The sequence below is a fragment of the Bacillus sp. ISL-7 genome (genome assembly GCF_018613065.1).
Genome location: NZ_JAGGQW010000002.1, coordinates 56,567 through 72,580, shown reverse-complemented (window position 1 = coordinate 72,580; position 16,014 = coordinate 56,567). Strand labels below are relative to the sequence as shown.

Below are 16,014 nucleotides of genomic sequence, written 5' to 3'. Positions count from 1 at the left end.
TTCGCTTTCATTATTGACAAAAAGTCGACAACGAATGCAATATGTCCCGTAATAATAAAAAGCTCTCCTTATCAGGAGAGCCATTTAATATCCAGCATACTTTCCCATTAATAACGTTCTGTAAGCCATGTTCTGTACCAGTGTACTACAAACGACACGGGTGTGTCTCGTACTTAGGTGGTAATCATCTATCTACAGGCTCAGATTTGAACCTGTCCTTCTCCTTGTTCAATTCCTCAGAGAAAGTGCCCCTACCATTATTTGGGTTTCTCGCTCGTGGGGTTTACCCGTTCCACCCTTTCCATTTCTGGAAAGGCTACGTCACTGTGGCACTTTTATAGGTATTCATACCATATCCCCAAAAGGACTTAGGTATTTTCCCGGCCGTCAACTGGATGCTAGCCCCAGCTGCCCTAGCTTATGAATTCGCTAGGCACGAACACTACGAGCATCTCAGCTCGTGCGAGCATGGACTTTCCTCTGCAAGAATGCAAATGCTTCTTACAGCGATTACCCGAACGTTATTAATGAATACAATTTATTATATGTATTTCACGCTGGTAATTCAATGGTTATTATTAGGAAATTTTAATACATCCTGTTAATCGTAGAGCTTGTTACCAAAAACATGTTTTTCAAGATTGGATAATCGTTTCAAGATATCAAAATTTGTGGTACCCGCAGGTTGTGCTGCCGGCTGCCTTTTTGAAGTTTCTTCAAGCTGTTTCCGAAGCCGAAGATTTTCCTGTTGTAGATCTTCAACCTCCTGATGAAATGTTCCATAATCTTTAATGATTAAATCCAAAAACTTATCAACATCTTCTTGTTTATAGCCGCGTACACCAGTCTTAAACTCTTTTTCTAAAATATCCTTAGCTGTTAATTTCACTTTATCTGACAGCATTCTATTCACCTCAGTATTCGCCAATCACTACCTATTATTTTTTCAAAAATATGTAGTTTTGTCAATTTTCATTTGTTTTGCTAAATTTTTGATTTGATAAATCATTTCAATATATGAATTTGTACTTAAAAAATGACTAATAAGGTTAAAAGTCAGCGAGTTTCATTTGTTCTTCCTCGACAATCATCTGCAAATCATAAAATGTAATTAGCTCAATCGGGTATAGATGTTTTTTTTGGTACTCAAGAGCCATTTCATATAGATATTTTGGGCTCCCATCCCTTTCCTGATCGTAAAGTAGGAGGAGTCCCTCACTTTTTTCTACAAAAAATTGATTTTTCAGCCTAAATTGCCATGGCTTTTCATATCCCTTTTTTGTAACAGAATCAATGAAATCAGCTTGTGCAAGGACTGACTCATACCATTCCTGATTATTTTCCTTCCAAGACGCTTGCTGATCTAAAAAAGGCGTTATTACTGCTAGTTTTAGATCTGGAAATTCCAATTGTAGTTCAAATACAACCTCAGCAGCCCACAGTTCCACACCTAATTGTCCACTAATCAGCACCCACTCTAATCCTTCGTCTATCATTGGAATAAGTGATTTTTTAATAGCAGCCTTGAGAAATAATACCGATGGATGGTCATTTTTAAAAATTCCTAATTCATAGGGTTTATAACCTGAAATGGCCAGAACTTTCATAAAGAATGTTCTCCTCACCAAGAAATTTTTTTAAAATGGACAAACATTTGAATGAAACAAGCATATCATATTAGTAAATAAAAATTAAAAAACAAGGGCTAAAAAGCCCCTGCAAAAGACATTACTTCAATTAACGTCTAGGACCCATGAATGGTCCTGGTGCAAAGCCTGGGCCTCCTGGTCCAAAACCTGGGCCTCCTGGTCCAAAGCCTGGGCCTCCTGGTCCAAAGCCTGGGCCTCCTGGTCCAAAGCCTGGACCACCCATTCCTGGCATAGCATTTGGTAAAGCATTTGCAGCAGGCATAGCCACTGGCATTGCAGTAGGTGCACATGGGTTACAGCAGTTAATTTGCTGATTGCATACCTCTTCAGCACAAGAAGCAGTTTGCGGACAGTAATGTTTATGTTGATACAAATGGTGATTTACCGTGGTTGTGTGGACAGGGTGAATATGGGGAACCACTGTCGTTGAAAACGTATGGTTCACAATTTGTTGAGTCGGATGAATGACTGGCGGCATAAAATTAGTTCCAAGATACATATAATAGTCTCCCTTCAATTATTTGTTTACATTACAGCCTATGTTGAAGGGATTACTCTTGTACTAATGAAAATACCTATTTTTTTGGTTTAATACGTTCATTGCTATGTTTTCAATATTTATATATGTTCAGATATGCCTAGTTTTGCTCAAAAAAGGGCTGCTCCCCTAGACATATGTTTCATTTATAAAAAAGAATAAAAGCTATCTTTTAAACTCGTAAAAATAACTGCAGTCAAACAAACGACAATAAAAAATAAGAATAAAATCGCTTTATACATGTTACCAGCTCCAAATGTTTTGTTAGTCGTTTTTTTCTCAATCTAATTTCAAATTTTACCTCTTTCAACTATGATAAACAATATGGAAATGCTGGTTTTTTAAATTAATTTTCACTGATTTTGTGGCAATTAGATGAACTTTACAAAAAACAATAGTCAGACAGGTTATTTTGCATTTTTTCTCTCTAACCGGCTAAGACGGAATTTGAGTTGTTCTAAGCTATTTTGATTTGTAATTTTAGGTGGTTTTTCAAATTGGGATACGATCATAATCGCTTTTTGACAGTAATCCAACGCAAGTTGATAATCTTTTAGCCTATGTTCATGGATCTTGGTTAGCTCCAGGCATGCATCTAACATCATTGGTTTATCACCCGAATCAACAACATCCGAAAACAATTTCCGTGCTCTTTCCCAGTCGCGTTCTTTTTTGTGTTGTATAGCTAAAGCATGCTTTGCTTGATAGGAAGTAAAATCACTTCCATTTGCAAGCTTGGTCAAAACTTTTTCTGCTTCATTTTGTTCTCCTAATGAAGCAAACCAGCGCCCTACCTCAAAGGACTCGGGTCTGGTTTGAGAAGTATCTGTTCCACATAGTTGAAAGGTTATATGTGTATACAAGGTAACAAGCGATAAAATATCAATTTCATTATGTTTTAGAATACCAAGCATTCCATCAGGCTGTTTACTATCAATAAACTCAAAGTAAATCATCGGGGCCAAAAAGCCAGGAATATCATCTACCCTTTCTACCCCAAGAACCTCTTTCTCCACAACAGCTAACTTTAAACGGTCTAATTTATGCTTCCATAGCCTTCTAGCCGCATGAAATAAATCGAAATGCCCAAAATGCGGCAGCTTTGGCACATGTTCTCTTACGAGCGTATGCCTTGTTTTTACCTGCGGCCAATCAAATGACTTCCCATTATAGGTAACTAGCGTTTTATAATTCACTTTTTCTAGAAAGCTTTGATATAAAGGGACCTCTGCCCCCGGATTCGGTAAAATATGTTGTCTTAAGATAAGGGAATCACCAGAAATGCTCGCATAGCCGAGTAAAAAAATCGTGTTTCCGACCCCACCGCCAAGTCCAGTTGTTTCAGTATCAAAAAAGAATAATTCTTCCGCTTGATGCCCTTCTGCTGATAAAGGATGATTTACGGGCTGTTTGTTCCATATTTCTACTGCGGTTAGAAAATCACGAAAACAGTAATGACCATGCTGATATGAGAGTGGATATTTCACTTCTCTGATTAAACAGTAATTTTGATCCATAAAAAACGGAAAAACGTTTTCTTGCTCCCATTGTTCCTTGAAAGGAACCTCAATGTTAACCGCTAAAGGGGGAGTACTAATTTTTTCAGATTGATCGCCAACAGAAAGATGTGGTTTTAAACGATTTAATTTATTTTTTAACGACATCGCTAGTCTTCCTTCTCCTATATTGAGGGTTTTAAAAAGGCTTCAATAATTTTTAAGGTATCATTTTTTGCTGTATCACTAACGGTGTCTGTACCAATACATGACGGGCAGCCGGATCCGCATTGACAGCGAGTAATCATTTTCTTTGTTTCCTCAAATACTTCCGACATACCTGTGTGTATTTTCTCGCTTAATCCTATCCCACCTGGGTAGCGATCATAAAAGAAAATGGTTGGCTTTTCGTTATGGTCTGCCTTTACTTGCGGAATGACATGAATATCCTGAGGGTCGGCCATTACGAATAAGGGAGCTATATGGTTTAGTGCATGCGCAGTCCCGACAAGTCCCTGTTCGAGTCGCTCATGGCCCATTTCTGATATCGGATGGTTTAAGGAAATCCAGGCCGCATTTGTATGAAGCTCCTCTTCCGGTAAATGGATCGGTCCAGACCCTATATTTTCATGGGTTTCGAATTTAATTTTCTTAAAAATTGTGGCCATCGCCCTTACACTAACATCCCCATAACCGAATTCAGCATCATCTTTTGATTCAAGTTTGTCTACTTCCAGTACTTTTAATTGAACCGCTAAATTGGCATCAGTAAAATAGTCTACATCGACTTCCCTAACGAACGCCTTTTTCTCTTCCCAATCAAGCTTTTCTACCTGGAATTGAGTCCCTTGATGTAAATAAATTGCTTCATCATGGAGAAGAGTCATCGCTGAAAAACGATCCATTTCTCCAATTACTTTTACATTCGCAACATCTGACTGATCAACGATAATCACGTTCTCTTGTGATGCAGACCTTAAACTAATGTTATGTGCTGGAAAAGAATCATTCATCCAATACCATTTCCCGCCATTATGATAAAGGACACGTTCTTCTGTTAAATATTCTAGTAGTTCCTCTGTTTCTACACTTCCAAAATGCTCACCCGCTTTAAAAGGGAGTTCATAGGCAGCACATTTCATATGATCGATTAAAATAATTAAATTATCAGGATTAATCCTTGCTGTTTCAGGGCTTTTGTTAAAAAAGTAATCCGGATTCTGGATGATGTATTGATCTAGGGGACTGGAGCTTGCAACCATAATGACAAGGGCTTCTCCATGCCTTCTTCCCGCTCTTCCAGCCTGCTGCCATGCGCTGGATATCGTACCAGGGTAGCCTGTCATGATACACACTTGCAACTGCCCAATATCCACTCCTAGTTCAAGTGCATTCGTACTGACCACACCGTATATATCACCTGAACGAAGCCCTTTTTCAATCTTCCTTCGTTCGGTGGGTAGATACCCGCCCCGATAGCCCATTATGGATTTTGCCCCCAACTGATTCTTTACTAATTCCTGCAAATAGGTCAAAATGATTTCGACTCTAACTCTGCTTCTCGCAAAAACGATGGTTTGAATTTTATTTTTTAAAAGTTCACCCGCAATTTTCCGAACCTCAAGTGTGGCACTTCTTCTAATGTTTAATGGTTTGTTTACAATAGGTGGATTATAGAATAGAAAATGCTTTGTACCACTAGGGGCCCCATTATTATCAATCAGGTTCATCTTTTCTTCTGTTAGGGTTTCTGCGAGTTCAAGTGGATTAGCAATGGTTGCTGACGTGCAAATAAATACAGGGTTACTCCCATAATACTTACAAATACGCTTCAACCTTCTGATCACATTGGCCACATGACTGCCAAAAACACCTCGATAGGTATGAAGTTCATCGATGACAATAAATTTAAGGTTCTCAAACAAAGAAACCCATTTTGTATGATGTGGCAGTATGGCTGAGTGGAGCATATCTGGGTTAGTAATAACCACATGCCCCGCCTGTCTTACTCGTTGACGAATATTAGCTGGTGTATCCCCGTCGTACGTATAGCTGTTAATCTCTACGCCAGCCGCTTGAATAATTTCATTGATTTCACTCTTTTGATCCTGAGCAAGTGCTTTTGTAGGAAACATATAAAGAGCTCGTGTACTTGGCTTTGCTAGAATCGATTGTAAAACTGGAAGGTTATAGCAAAGGGTTTTTCCTGAAGCTGTAGGGGTAACAGCAACGATACTTTTTCCCTCAATAATTTTTTCATAGGCTGATTTTTGATGTGTATAAAGTTGTTCAATTCCCTTGCTCTTTAGAGCAGACTTTAAAACCGGATGAAGGTCTCTTGGCATCGGGACTGTTTGGGCCGGCTTTTCCTCGATGGTGTGCCATGTAACGATATTTTCCTTAAATTGATCATTTATTTTTAAGTCTGACAAAATTTCTTGCAGGCTTTTTCTTAACTTCATGCTTCCTCACCTCATTACTTCTATTTTAACGAATGAACGTTCGCAACAAAAGAAAAAACGACTTTTTTATTTCTTATATGCCTAGTATTTTTTTCCAAGCGTAAGAATAACTTTAAATTCTACTTAACCAATAAATATCAATAACATTAAAACTATTGCTAGAATTTTTGTTACAATAGATAGTAACGGAATCTATATTTGAAGGTGATTGGATGAAAATTGAAGAAATTAAAAGGGTGCTCGCTGATTTTACCCTTTTTCGTGAATTGAATGATTTTGAAATAACAAAAATCTCTGATATCGCTATTGCTAGGGAATGGAAAAAACATAGTCATGTGTTTCTCCAAGGTGACCCGCTTGAAAATGTCTATTTTATTTATGACGGAAAAATTAAAATTTATAAAAGTGACATTAATGGCAAAGAACAAATCGTCGCCATTGCTAAAAAAGGTGAGATGTTTCCCCATGTAGGTTTTTTCAGAAAAGGCGATTACCCAGCCTATGCAGAAGTACTTGAGTCCTCAACTCTTATTGCTGTTCCAATTTCAAAATTTGAAACTGTACTGATTGAAAACCCTGAACTATGTATTAAAGTTTTTAAAGTATTAGGAGAAAAAATCGTTGATTTGCAAAATCGTTTAGAAGAAAAGATTCTCAATAACACATACGAACAAATTATTAAACTACTGATTCGGCTCGCCCAGAAGCATGGTAAAGAACAAGAAGATGGTACGATCCTTTTAAAGTCCGAATTCACGAATAAGGATCTTGCCAATATGATCGGCACGACAAGAGAAACCATAAGCAGGACGCTAACAAAAATGAAAAAAGATGAATTAATAGAAGTAGATGAAGAAGGCAACATGATTGTAGATGTTGAAATTCTAATGGAAGAAATTAATCTAATCTAATACATTAAAAACCGCAGCAAATCTATGCTGCGGTTTTATTATATTTATTTAATTGAGAGCTGTAGCATGTCTTCCATGTCTTCTTTAGCTGTTCCAATCAATTTTAGATTAAAGGTGTCCTGAAGGACCTGTAATACCCCTTCAGAGATAAATTCAGGCGGCTTCGGGCCAATGCGGATATCCTGGATCCCTAAGCTAAATAAACCAAGCAAAATAGCAACTGCTTTTTGTTCAAACCAAGATAACACGATGCTGACCGGCAGTTCATTCACTTCACATCCAAATGCATCTGCAAGTGCTAAAGCAATCTTAACAGTTGATCCAGAGTTATTGCATTGACCTAAATCTATATACCGTGGAATATTGGTTCCCGGCACCACACCATAATCCACGTCATTAAAGCGGAATTTTCCACAAGAGGTTGTTAATATAACAGTCTCTGGCGGTAGTGAAGTGGCAAGTTCACGATAATAATTTCCGCCTGGTCCCGGTGCATCACAGCCTGCGATAACAAAGAATCGCTTGATTTTACCAGCTTTGACTGCATCAATTACTTCAGGTGCTAAGCCTAGAACCGTTTCATGATGGAACCCTGTTAACAATGTTTCTTCGGAATCAATTGCTGCTTCAGGAAGCTCTAAAGCTCGGTTAATTAATGGTGTAAAATCATCATTTATAATTTTCTCTACATTTTCAAGACCTGCTACTTCATATGTAAACATCCTGTCTGCATAAGTCCCTTTAATTGGCATTACACAGTTGGTCGTTGCTAGAATCGCTCCAGGGAAATTTTCAAAAAGTCGTCGCTGGTCGTACCAAGCTTTTCCGATATTCCCTTTTAGATGAGTATATTTCTTCAATGCTGGATAGCCGTGCGCAGGTAGCATTTCAGAGTGCGTATAGATATTGATACCCTTTCCCTCTGTTTTCTTTAATAGTTCCTCTAAAGCAAATAAGTTGTGTCCTGTAACAATAATACATTTTCCTTTAATTTTGTTTTGGCTGACCCGGATTGGCTCAGGAATACCTAAACGCTTTGTATGAGCTTCATCTAGCATTTCCATTACGCGGACTGCTGATTGGCCAACTTTCATCGCCATGTCGATATGTTCTTGAACATTAAAATTTGAATTCGTTAAAGTCAAATAAAGGGCTTCATGGGTGGTGGCATCGACAAAGGGATCTGTATATCCTAATTGATTAGCATGGGTTCGATAGGCCGCAATTCCTTTTAATGCAAAAATAATCGTGTCTTGTAAGCTAGCAATGGTTTCATCTTTACCACACACACCGATGACATTACAGCCGCCAGATGGAGTTTGTTCACATTGATAACAGAACATTTTAATTCCTCACTTTCGATTTTATTTCTGCTTTACTATACTAATCGACCAAAAAATTTAATGTGATTTACATCACATTTAAAGCAACTGTAATAAATCGTTCATAAAATTATTGCCATTTGATGACGGCACCTACCCAGTTTAGCCAGCATATAATAGTGAGTGAAATATTGGAAAGCGAGGGGAACTTAATGTCATCTAAGGTACCGAGTGATAAGAATGACCCTAAAAAGCCGAAAACAGAAGCTTTTGGCGAGTTAATGAAATCGATGAACGACTTTTTCAATGAAAAACCAATCAAAGGCTTCCTACAATCAATCGATGATTTTTTTAAAAGTCCATTTCCATCTGGATCGAGCTTTCATGTTGACACGATTGAAACAGGCGGGGAATACATCATCTCTGCAGAACTGCCAGGGATAAAAAGAGAGCAAATTCATTTAAACATTTCTGGAAACTATTTAACTATTTCTGTGGAAAATAACGAACTTGAAACCGAGGAAGACGAAATCAATCATTTATATCGACGTAAATACTTACGCCAAAAATCATCAAGAACGGTTTCACTGCCGCATACGATTAATGAAGAGAAGGTGAAAGCATCCTATCGTGATGGTTTATTAAAAATCCGCATTCCACAGGAAAAAGGGAAAATTATTGAAATCGAAGACTAAATTCCATTTCCCTTCCATATGAAAAGACGGCTAGTAAAAAAGCCGTCTTTTTGCTGTTAAAACTTAGCTGTTGATTTCCACTCCAGGGGTTTCGCTTTCCGCGGGCGGTCTGGGGAGCCTCCTCGGCGCTAAGCACCTGTTGGGTCTCCCCTGCCCCGTCCTCCCGCAGGAGTATTCGCGCCTTCCGCTTCAATCAACTGGGGTTTTTATTAAGCCTTAAATATTCCACCGAATCCCTTTACAAGTGATGATACTTGATTTACAGCATTCATCATTTGACCTGCTGTATTCACCATTTTATTTATATCCACTGATCCATCTTGGGACTTGAAGGAATTCATAAACGATTGGACTCCTCCTGGCTGTTTTGAGGTTGCACTTTGCTTTGGATAAGGGTTCATCACTGGATAACCATTCATGGGCATATACTGTGGTTTTTGAACTATTTCTTCCTGTGGCTGTAACGGGTTCTGGAATAGGAATTGCGAATCTTTTTGCGAAAATGGCTGGCTATTGAATGGCGTATTTTGAGAAACGTAGCCAGGTTGATAGTTTTGACCATATTGCTGGTACACTGGCGGGTAATAAGGAATTTGTTGATTGGGTTGTTGATAAGCGGTCCAATCATAGTTTTGGGGCTGAGCTTGGTAATGGAAGGGTTGATTACTATTAAAAAGCTGCTGATTCCTGATCTGACCAACTGGACCTTGCTGCATCATTTGCCCCGAATATTCATAATTGAGGTAATTAGCTGGCCTTTTTTTGCCAAACATGGGCAAACATCTCCTCCGCTTTTTTATCTACTACACATTATGAAGGAGAGAGAGGAAAGGTGATTCTTTTGAAAAACAATAATTATGTCAAAATGACGAGAATTTTGTCTGAAGTTTAAATATTTTAAAAACTAGGAATCCTTTATTTTCGTGATACGATAGAAAAAAGGATGAAGGAGGAGCTAATAGATATGGACATTCGCGAATTAAAAAGCAAATTTATTCAAAGTCGGGATTATACACCAGATGATGTTAATACATTAATGGATTTTGCTAAGAAAGCGTATATTCAAAACGATATTAACATTAAAGAATATCGTCTTCTTGTCCGTGAACTTGAAAAACAAGGCGCGGTAATACCTGAAACGGATAATGAAAACTCCCTCATCGAACATTCTTAATAATAATTAAAGAGATGCAGCTGCATCTCTTTTCTATTTTTTAACCTCTTTTAATATTTCCAAGAGGAAAAATTCAACCGTACGATTTGCATTTAAAAATCTCGTTTTGCTAGTTTCCGGGAAAAAGGATTGAATTGACAACTGGTCAATATGTTCAGATGTCGTGTCGATTTGCTTTAAATGAAGATGTTTATGGTCCGTTTCAGACAGCCATTTCTTCATGGCATGTTTCCATTGGTCATTTATTTCCTTAACTTCATTTGCAAATGGCTTAATCACTTCATGAAAATCATGCTTGAGCCCTGACTCCCTTCCCTCTAGATAGTACTTCATGAATAAACTATTATAAGCTAAAAGTTTTTCCGTTAATTGGATAATTTCTTCATACATCTTTTTAATAAACCCTTTCTTTAAAAAATGGCTCTGTTATACTTGGCTGTTGATTTCCGCTCCAGGCGCTTCGCTCCAATCAACTTGTGCCAAAATCAACAATAAGCTTTAACATAGCCTAAAAAATAAAAAGTAGCAAAGATCTTTATGCTACTTTAATCGTTACTATTATTTTATAGGCAATTAATAGCCCAATTCAAGTTGTAGGGCTCTAGACACATGATTTGGATTGGCACAAGCAATCTCTAAATTAGATATGGAGTTAACTTTATCAATACTCCGTTCAAGTCCCATTAGTTTTTGTTTTGATACGATTAACTTAGCCTGCTCTTTCTTGTCTAAACTTTTGCGCAGGTCTGAGAAGGATGCTTCAAGCACCACTTCCAATTCTTCTAATTGATCGTATATTTCTGACAACATTGAAATCAACTTTTCCTTATCGGACAATGGCTTATTCATCTATTAAACCCTCCCAGCAATTTCTATTAAGTATAATTATTCTCTTTCTTTTTTCGGCTTCCTTCTACCCTGACAAAACTAGAAGCTATTCGTCAAAGGTAGTGGTTAAATGGCATTTTCCTCCATGTAATTCGACATCAATTAAATCCTGCATGAAAAAATAAAAAAGCGCACAAGCTATTGTTGGAGGTGTTTTTTAATGTCAAAAAATAATAAACAAAACAAAAAGCAGCAAACAGTTCAATCTGATGCAGCAACAAAAACAGGCTACGGTGATAAAAAGCTTGTGGGAGAAAACCGACCTGCCGAATAACAACCAACCAAAAAGCAAGGGACACTTCCCCTGCTTTTTTATTTCCATTTTTTTAGCTGCAAGGTCTTTTGGAGGGCCAACATTAATTGAAGTTGGTTTGATTTAGCAAAGTACCAATCAGTAAGGTGAATGGGGTGACGATGTCGTGCGGGAAGATACAACAAGAAGGGGGATACTCTGCGTTGCGTACTCCAATCCTCATATTTATGTTGATTATGCTTTATAACTGGGAAACTCACTCGCAAAATCGGGGTTTTCAGGCCAGTTTTTATTTTAAAATATTGTTCATAATCATTTCTTGAACCAGTATGCGGCGTTTTTTCAGCGAATTCATAAAAATAAGGAAATAGCCGTGGATGAAAAAGTATGCTGGCTAGTCTTTTACCCAGGTTGATTCTTTTTGAAAGTGATTTGAAACCATTTGCACTTGCCCCATATACTTCTCCCCCGCAGGTTGGAAATAGGACACAACTGAAATGAAACCAATCTTGAAAAGAAAAAAGCTTCGATTGGAAAACCTTTTTCTTATATAGAGGGTGATCAATAACCGGTGTTTGAATGACATTTTGTTCATTTATGATTAATGAAGTGGTCAGTCTGTTCTTATCATTTTCTTTCCAATATCGGAACCATTCTTTTTGGATAAACGTAGAAACATGAAAATAAGGGAGTAAATGAAACATTTTTCGATTTAATTTCGTCGAATATTGGTAGACCAATAACTGGGGATAGACATCATGGAAAATCAACCAATTTGCCCGCTCATAGGTAAGGAAAAGCTGCTTTCTCGTCATGTCCGTTAATAATTGAGGAAATATTGACCCTTGGAGGTCACACATATTCCACCCCCCATTCCTAGATACCATGCTTGCTAAGAAAGACCAAATGATATCTGGATGTTTCTTAAAAAAAGAAAAGTATGCTTCAGTCCTTGAGATATTATCGACATTTTTTTTATTGGTTTCCTCTTGAATTTGACGAATGATTGTTCGTTCCTGTATTGTAAGATGATTCATATTCATCTTCCCTTAAGTTTTTTTAATAGATTATTAGTACTATGATTGAGTTTAAATTCTTTTATGAGAAATGCATCATGTATAAATTTAGCAGTCACAGTACAATTGTTATTAGAGTGTGTATGCAAATGTATTTTATACACCCCATTCTCTTCAAGATTTGATATGATAAGGAAGAGTTTGAGAGGTGTAAAACGTGAACTTTAACTATCCAAATGGAAAAAGATACTTACCAAGAGAACAGAACACAGAAAATATCAATAATAAAAAAAAGAAAAATGGCTCTTATAGTAACAGAGGAATGACACTTGAGGAAGATTTAAATGAGACAAATGAATATTACCGTGCGAGAAAAGTAGCTGTTATTCATAAGAAACCAACGCCGGTTCAAATTGTCCAAGTTGATTATCCAAACCGCAGTGCTGCTGTAATTAAAGAGGCATATTTCAAACTTGCCTCCACCACGGATTATAATGGTGTTTATAAAGGAAAGTATATTGATTTCGAAGCTAAAGAAACACAGAACCCTACCTCTTTTCCATTAAAGAATTTCCATCAACACCAGATACAGCATATGGAAGAAGTCCTGGATCAAGGAGGTATTTGTTTTGTTATCCTTCGTTTTACAAGATATGAGCAGGTTTTTTTACTCGAAGCAAAACACTTGTTAACATTTTGGAAACGAATGAATAATGGCGGCAGAAAATCAATAACCAAAGAGGAAGTGGAACTACAAGGACATCAGATCCCACTTGGTTTTCAACCGCGAATTGACTATATTAAAATTATAGATAAGCTTCATAATTGAGAAAAGGCTTGAAAGGAAGGAATATTACCATGTCAGAACAGTACCAATCAAGAGAGGAGCGCCGAAAGAAACTCCAAACCAAAGGTAAACCAAAAACCAAGAAAAAATCGGGTGGATTAATAAAGAAAATTTTTCTAACCCTAGTGGCCCTTGGTATTATTGGAATACTTTCGGGAGTGGGGACTTTCGCCTACTTAGTAAAGGATGCTCCCGTACTTGACCCAAAATTATTAAAAGATCCAATCCCTTCGAAGATTTTAGATAAAGATGACAAGTTGATTACTGAAGTAGGTGCAGTTAATCGGGAATATGTAAATTACAAAGACATACCACAAGTAGTTGAAAATGCCATTTTGGCAACCGAGGATTACCGTTTCTACAAACACCATGGTATTGACCCGATTAGATTAGGCGGTGCTGTTTTAGCTAATATCCAACATGGATTTGGATCTGAAGGTGCCAGCACAATCACACAACAAGTGGTTAAAAACTCATTTTTAACTCCCGAAAAAACCTTAAAGCGGAAAGTCGAAGAAGCCTGGCTCTCTTATCAGCTTGAACAGCAATATACTAAACACCAGATTTTCGAGATGTATGTAAATAAGGTTTATGTTTCTGAAAATAGCCACGGTATTGCAACTGCCGCAAAAATTTATTATGGAAAAGAATTAAAAGATTTAACATTATCAGAGGCTGCCCAAATTGCTGGGATGCCGCAAAGTCCTAATAATTATAACCCATTCGATCATCCTGATTTAGCTGAGAAGAGACGAAATATTGTCTTGACGTTAATGCACCAGCATGGTTTTATTTCTAAGAAAGAGATGGAAAATGCGAAAAAGGTTTCAGTTAAGTCGACCGTTCTAAATGAACAACAACGTAAAGTTAATGAAAAACCCTTTGATTCATTTGTGGATGCAGTTATTGATGAAGTGAAAGAAACATCTGATTTTGATATCTTTACAGATGGTTTAACAATCCATACGACTCTAGATCCAGATGCGCAATCATATGTTGAAGACATTCTTAATAAATCAGACATTATTGATTATCCTGATGATGAATTCCAAGCTGGGGTTGCTCTCCTTGATACAAAAACTGGAGAAATTCGGGCAATTGGAGGCGGAAGGAACCAGAAAGTAAAACGTGGGTTTAACTATGCCATCGATACACAACGTCAACCAGGTTCAACAATCAAGCCTGTGCTTGATTATGCTCCCGCGATTGAATATTTAAATTGGGGAACCTTTGAAATGATTGAGGATAAACCAATAACCTATTCATCTGGGAAAAAGTTTGGGAACTGGGACCAAAGCTATAAAGGACCGATGACGATTAGAACTGCACTGCAATTATCACGAAACTCACCAGCCGTTCAGACTCTACAGCAGGTTGGTCTTGAAAAAGCGAAAGACTTTGCAGTTGGTTTAGGTATTCCTTTAAAAGAAATTTTTGAATCCTACGCAATTGGCGGTTTTAAAACGGGGGTTTCCCCACTTGAAATGGCTGGTGCCTATAGCGCCTTTGGCAATAATGGCATTTATACAAAACCACATGCTATTAGAAAAATCAAGTTGCGTGATGGAACCTTTATTAGCACAGAACCTGAACCAAAAGTGGTAATGAAAGATTCGACCGCTTTTATGATTACCGATATGTTAAAAAGTGTCCTCGTATCTCCTGGGACAGGAACAAGGGCAAAAGTTCCCGGACTTCCAATCGCCGGTAAGACCGGTACAACGAATTATACAGATGAGGAAATACAAAAATGGGGTATTCCGAGCAGCAGGTCCGTTCCTGATGCCTGGTTTACTGGATATACAACTAATTACACTGCGTCTATTTGGACAGGATACAAAAACCGAAGTACACCTATCAACGCGGTCGGAAATAATCAACGTTTAGCCCAATTAATTTTTAAAAACTTAATGGAACATGTATCAAAGGATATCGATACACCTGACTTTACTATGCCAAACAGCGTTCAAAGAGTAAGTATTGAAAGAGGCTCCATGCCGCCGGTATTGGCAAGTAAATATACCCCTGGAAGTCAAGTTATTACTGAGTATGCTGTGAAAGGTCATGCACCTAAACGTGTCTCCCAAAGGTATGACAAACTGAATGCTCCGAAAAAACTAAATGCCAAATATGATGAAGTAAATAAAAATATTACCTTAACATGGGATTACAATAATTCAAAAGAGGCAAATGTTACTTTCTCTGTAACGGTAAATAGCGGGACTGGTCAAAAGCAATATAATCAAGCAGAAACATCTTTAAGCATCCCTGCAGTACCTGGTACTAAATATTCTTTCACGATTGTGGCAATCAGTGGTGATCGAACTAGTAATCCAGCAACTGCTGCAATTGACATACCACTACCTATTCAAGAAGAAAACCCAGGTAATACCAATCCTGGCAATGGTACAAATCCAGGAAATGGAAACGGGAACGGCAATGGGAATGGTACCGGTAATGGCAACGGTACTGGTAATGGCAACGGTAATGGCGATGGTACTGGTACTGGTAATGGCGATGGTACTGGTACTGGTACTGGTACTGGTACTGGTACTGGTACTGGTACTGGTACTGGTACTGGTACTGGTACTGGTACTGGGAATGGTACTGGCAACGATACTGGTAATGGTGATGGTACTGGGAATGGCACAGGTACTGACAACCAAGATGACGGCGTTACTACTCCACCAGATACCCCGGTCGACAATGGGACAGTAAATGGAGCAAATTCAGGTACACCTACAACATTACCCTAACTAAAAA

At 37.8% G+C, this 16,014-nt stretch carries 15 protein-coding genes and 1 other RNA gene; 5 read left to right on the top strand and 11 right to left on the bottom strand.

Going from position 1 to position 16,014, the window contains the following annotated elements; translation table 11 throughout:
* Positions 1–116 precede the first annotated feature (116 nt).
* From rnpB to J7E66_RS00980, 6 genes are all read right to left on the bottom strand, one after another.
* Positions 117–522, bottom strand: an RNA gene (gene rnpB, locus J7E66_RS01005) — RNase P RNA component class B.
* A gap of 79 nt (positions 523–601) precedes the next feature.
* Positions 602–904, bottom strand: coding sequence for a cell division regulator GpsB (gpsB, locus tag J7E66_RS01000; RefSeq protein ID WP_066257064.1), 303 nt, complete (start codon positions 902–904; stop codon positions 602–604).
* Between the two features lie 145 nt (positions 905–1,049).
* Positions 1,050–1,607: an SLOG family protein gene (locus J7E66_RS00995; RefSeq protein ID WP_214712116.1), complete on the bottom strand. Its 558-nt coding sequence runs from the start codon at positions 1,605–1,607 to the stop codon at positions 1,050–1,052.
* Between the two features lie 130 nt (positions 1,608–1,737).
* Positions 1,738–2,148: a CotD family spore coat protein gene (locus tag J7E66_RS00990; protein ID WP_214997604.1), complete on the bottom strand. Its 411-nt coding sequence runs from the start codon at positions 2,146–2,148 to the stop codon at positions 1,738–1,740.
* A 446-nt stretch (positions 2,149–2,594) separates the two neighbouring features.
* Positions 2,595–3,851: a ribonuclease H-like domain-containing protein gene (locus J7E66_RS00985; RefSeq protein ID WP_214997603.1), complete on the bottom strand. Its 1,257-nt coding sequence runs from the start codon at positions 3,849–3,851 to the stop codon at positions 2,595–2,597.
* Positions 3,852–3,868: 17 nt separating this feature from the next.
* The gene (locus tag J7E66_RS00980) at positions 3,869–6,145 is read right to left on the bottom strand and encodes a DEAD/DEAH box helicase (protein ID WP_214997602.1); all 2,277 of its coding nucleotides are present in this window, start codon (positions 6,143–6,145) and stop codon (positions 3,869–3,871) included.
* A gap of 212 nt (positions 6,146–6,357) precedes the next feature.
* Here J7E66_RS00980 and J7E66_RS00975 point away from each other — a divergent pair, with 212 nt between their 5' ends.
* Positions 6,358–7,056, top strand: a complete 699-nt coding sequence (locus J7E66_RS00975) for a Crp/Fnr family transcriptional regulator (RefSeq protein ID WP_214997601.1) — start codon at positions 6,358–6,360, stop codon at positions 7,054–7,056.
* Between the two features lie 44 nt (positions 7,057–7,100).
* Here the strand turns inward: J7E66_RS00975 and hcp are convergent, their stop codons facing one another.
* Positions 7,101–8,399 carry a hydroxylamine reductase gene (gene hcp, locus J7E66_RS00970; protein ID WP_214997600.1) on the bottom strand — a complete coding sequence of 433 codons (1,299 nt, stop codon included), beginning with the start codon at positions 8,397–8,399 and terminating at the stop codon, positions 7,101–7,103.
* 191 nt (positions 8,400–8,590) lie between these two features.
* On the opposite strand from hcp, the gene J7E66_RS00965 reads away from it, so the two are divergent.
* Positions 8,591–9,073, top strand: a complete 483-nt coding sequence (locus J7E66_RS00965; RefSeq protein WP_214997599.1) for an Hsp20/alpha crystallin family protein — start codon at positions 8,591–8,593, stop codon at positions 9,071–9,073.
* A 209-nt stretch (positions 9,074–9,282) separates the two neighbouring features.
* On the opposite strand, the gene J7E66_RS00960 is transcribed toward J7E66_RS00965, so the two are convergent.
* Entirely contained in the window at positions 9,283–9,846 is a 564-nt protein-coding gene (locus tag J7E66_RS00960; RefSeq protein ID WP_251032679.1) for a YppG family protein, read from the bottom strand.
* A 191-nt stretch (positions 9,847–10,037) separates the two neighbouring features.
* Between J7E66_RS00960 and yppF the strand changes: the two genes are divergently transcribed.
* A complete protein-coding gene (gene yppF, locus J7E66_RS00955) occupies positions 10,038–10,247 on the top strand; it encodes a YppF family protein (RefSeq protein ID WP_098931669.1) in 210 nt (69 codons plus the stop codon).
* A gap of 33 nt (positions 10,248–10,280) precedes the next feature.
* On the opposite strand, the gene J7E66_RS00950 is transcribed toward yppF, so the two are convergent.
* From J7E66_RS00950 to J7E66_RS00940, 3 genes are all read right to left on the bottom strand, one after another.
* Positions 10,281–10,637 carry a DUF1798 family protein gene (locus J7E66_RS00950; RefSeq protein WP_214997598.1) on the bottom strand — a complete coding sequence of 119 codons (357 nt, stop codon included), beginning with the start codon at positions 10,635–10,637 and terminating at the stop codon, positions 10,281–10,283.
* A 183-nt stretch (positions 10,638–10,820) separates the two neighbouring features.
* Complete coding sequence (locus tag J7E66_RS00945; RefSeq protein WP_168244888.1) at positions 10,821–11,096, bottom strand: hypothetical protein; 276 nt, start codon at positions 11,094–11,096, stop codon at positions 10,821–10,823.
* 351 nt (positions 11,097–11,447) lie between these two features.
* The gene (locus J7E66_RS00940) at positions 11,448–12,425 is read right to left on the bottom strand and encodes a DUF2515 domain-containing protein (protein ID WP_214997597.1); all 978 of its coding nucleotides are present in this window, start codon (positions 12,423–12,425) and stop codon (positions 11,448–11,450) included.
* A gap of 196 nt (positions 12,426–12,621) precedes the next feature.
* Between J7E66_RS00940 and recU the strand changes: the two genes are divergently transcribed.
* Entirely contained in the window at positions 12,622–13,233 is a 612-nt protein-coding gene (recU, locus tag J7E66_RS00935; protein WP_214997596.1) for a Holliday junction resolvase RecU, read from the top strand.
* Between the two features lie 29 nt (positions 13,234–13,262).
* Positions 13,263–16,007, top strand: a complete 2,745-nt coding sequence (locus J7E66_RS00930) for a transglycosylase domain-containing protein (protein WP_214997595.1) — start codon at positions 13,263–13,265, stop codon at positions 16,005–16,007.
* Positions 16,008–16,014 lie beyond the last annotated feature (7 nt).

Coding starts and splice junctions, on each gene's coding strand:
- gpsB (WP_066257064.1), bottom strand. CDS start 904: ATGCTGTCAGATAAAGTGAAATTAACAGCTAAGGATATTTTAGAAAAA.
- J7E66_RS00995 (WP_214712116.1), bottom strand. CDS start 1,607: ATGAAAGTTCTGGCCATTTCAGGTTATAAACCCTATGAATTAGGAATT.
- J7E66_RS00990 (WP_214997604.1), bottom strand. CDS start 2,148: ATGTATCTTGGAACTAATTTTATGCCGCCAGTCATTCATCCGACTCAA.
- J7E66_RS00985 (WP_214997603.1), bottom strand. CDS start 3,851: ATGTCGTTAAAAAATAAATTAAATCGTTTAAAACCACATCTTTCTGTT.
- J7E66_RS00980 (WP_214997602.1), bottom strand. CDS start 6,145: ATGAAGTTAAGAAAAAGCCTGCAAGAAATTTTGTCAGACTTAAAAATA.
- J7E66_RS00975 (WP_214997601.1), top strand. CDS start 6,358: ATGAAAATTGAAGAAATTAAAAGGGTGCTCGCTGATTTTACCCTTTTT.
- hcp (WP_214997600.1), bottom strand. CDS start 8,399: ATGTTCTGTTATCAATGTGAACAAACTCCATCTGGCGGCTGTAATGTC.
- J7E66_RS00965 (WP_214997599.1), top strand. CDS start 8,591: ATGTCATCTAAGGTACCGAGTGATAAGAATGACCCTAAAAAGCCGAAA.
- J7E66_RS00960 (WP_251032679.1), bottom strand. CDS start 9,846: ATGTTTGGCAAAAAAAGGCCAGCTAATTACCTCAATTATGAATATTCG.
- yppF (WP_098931669.1), top strand. CDS start 10,038: ATGGACATTCGCGAATTAAAAAGCAAATTTATTCAAAGTCGGGATTAT.
- J7E66_RS00950 (WP_214997598.1), bottom strand. CDS start 10,637: ATGTATGAAGAAATTATCCAATTAACGGAAAAACTTTTAGCTTATAAT.
- J7E66_RS00945 (WP_168244888.1), bottom strand. CDS start 11,096: ATGAATAAGCCATTGTCCGATAAGGAAAAGTTGATTTCAATGTTGTCA.
- J7E66_RS00940 (WP_214997597.1), bottom strand. CDS start 12,425: ATGAATCATCTTACAATACAGGAACGAACAATCATTCGTCAAATTCAA.
- J7E66_RS00930 (WP_214997595.1), top strand. CDS start 13,263: ATGTCAGAACAGTACCAATCAAGAGAGGAGCGCCGAAAGAAACTCCAA.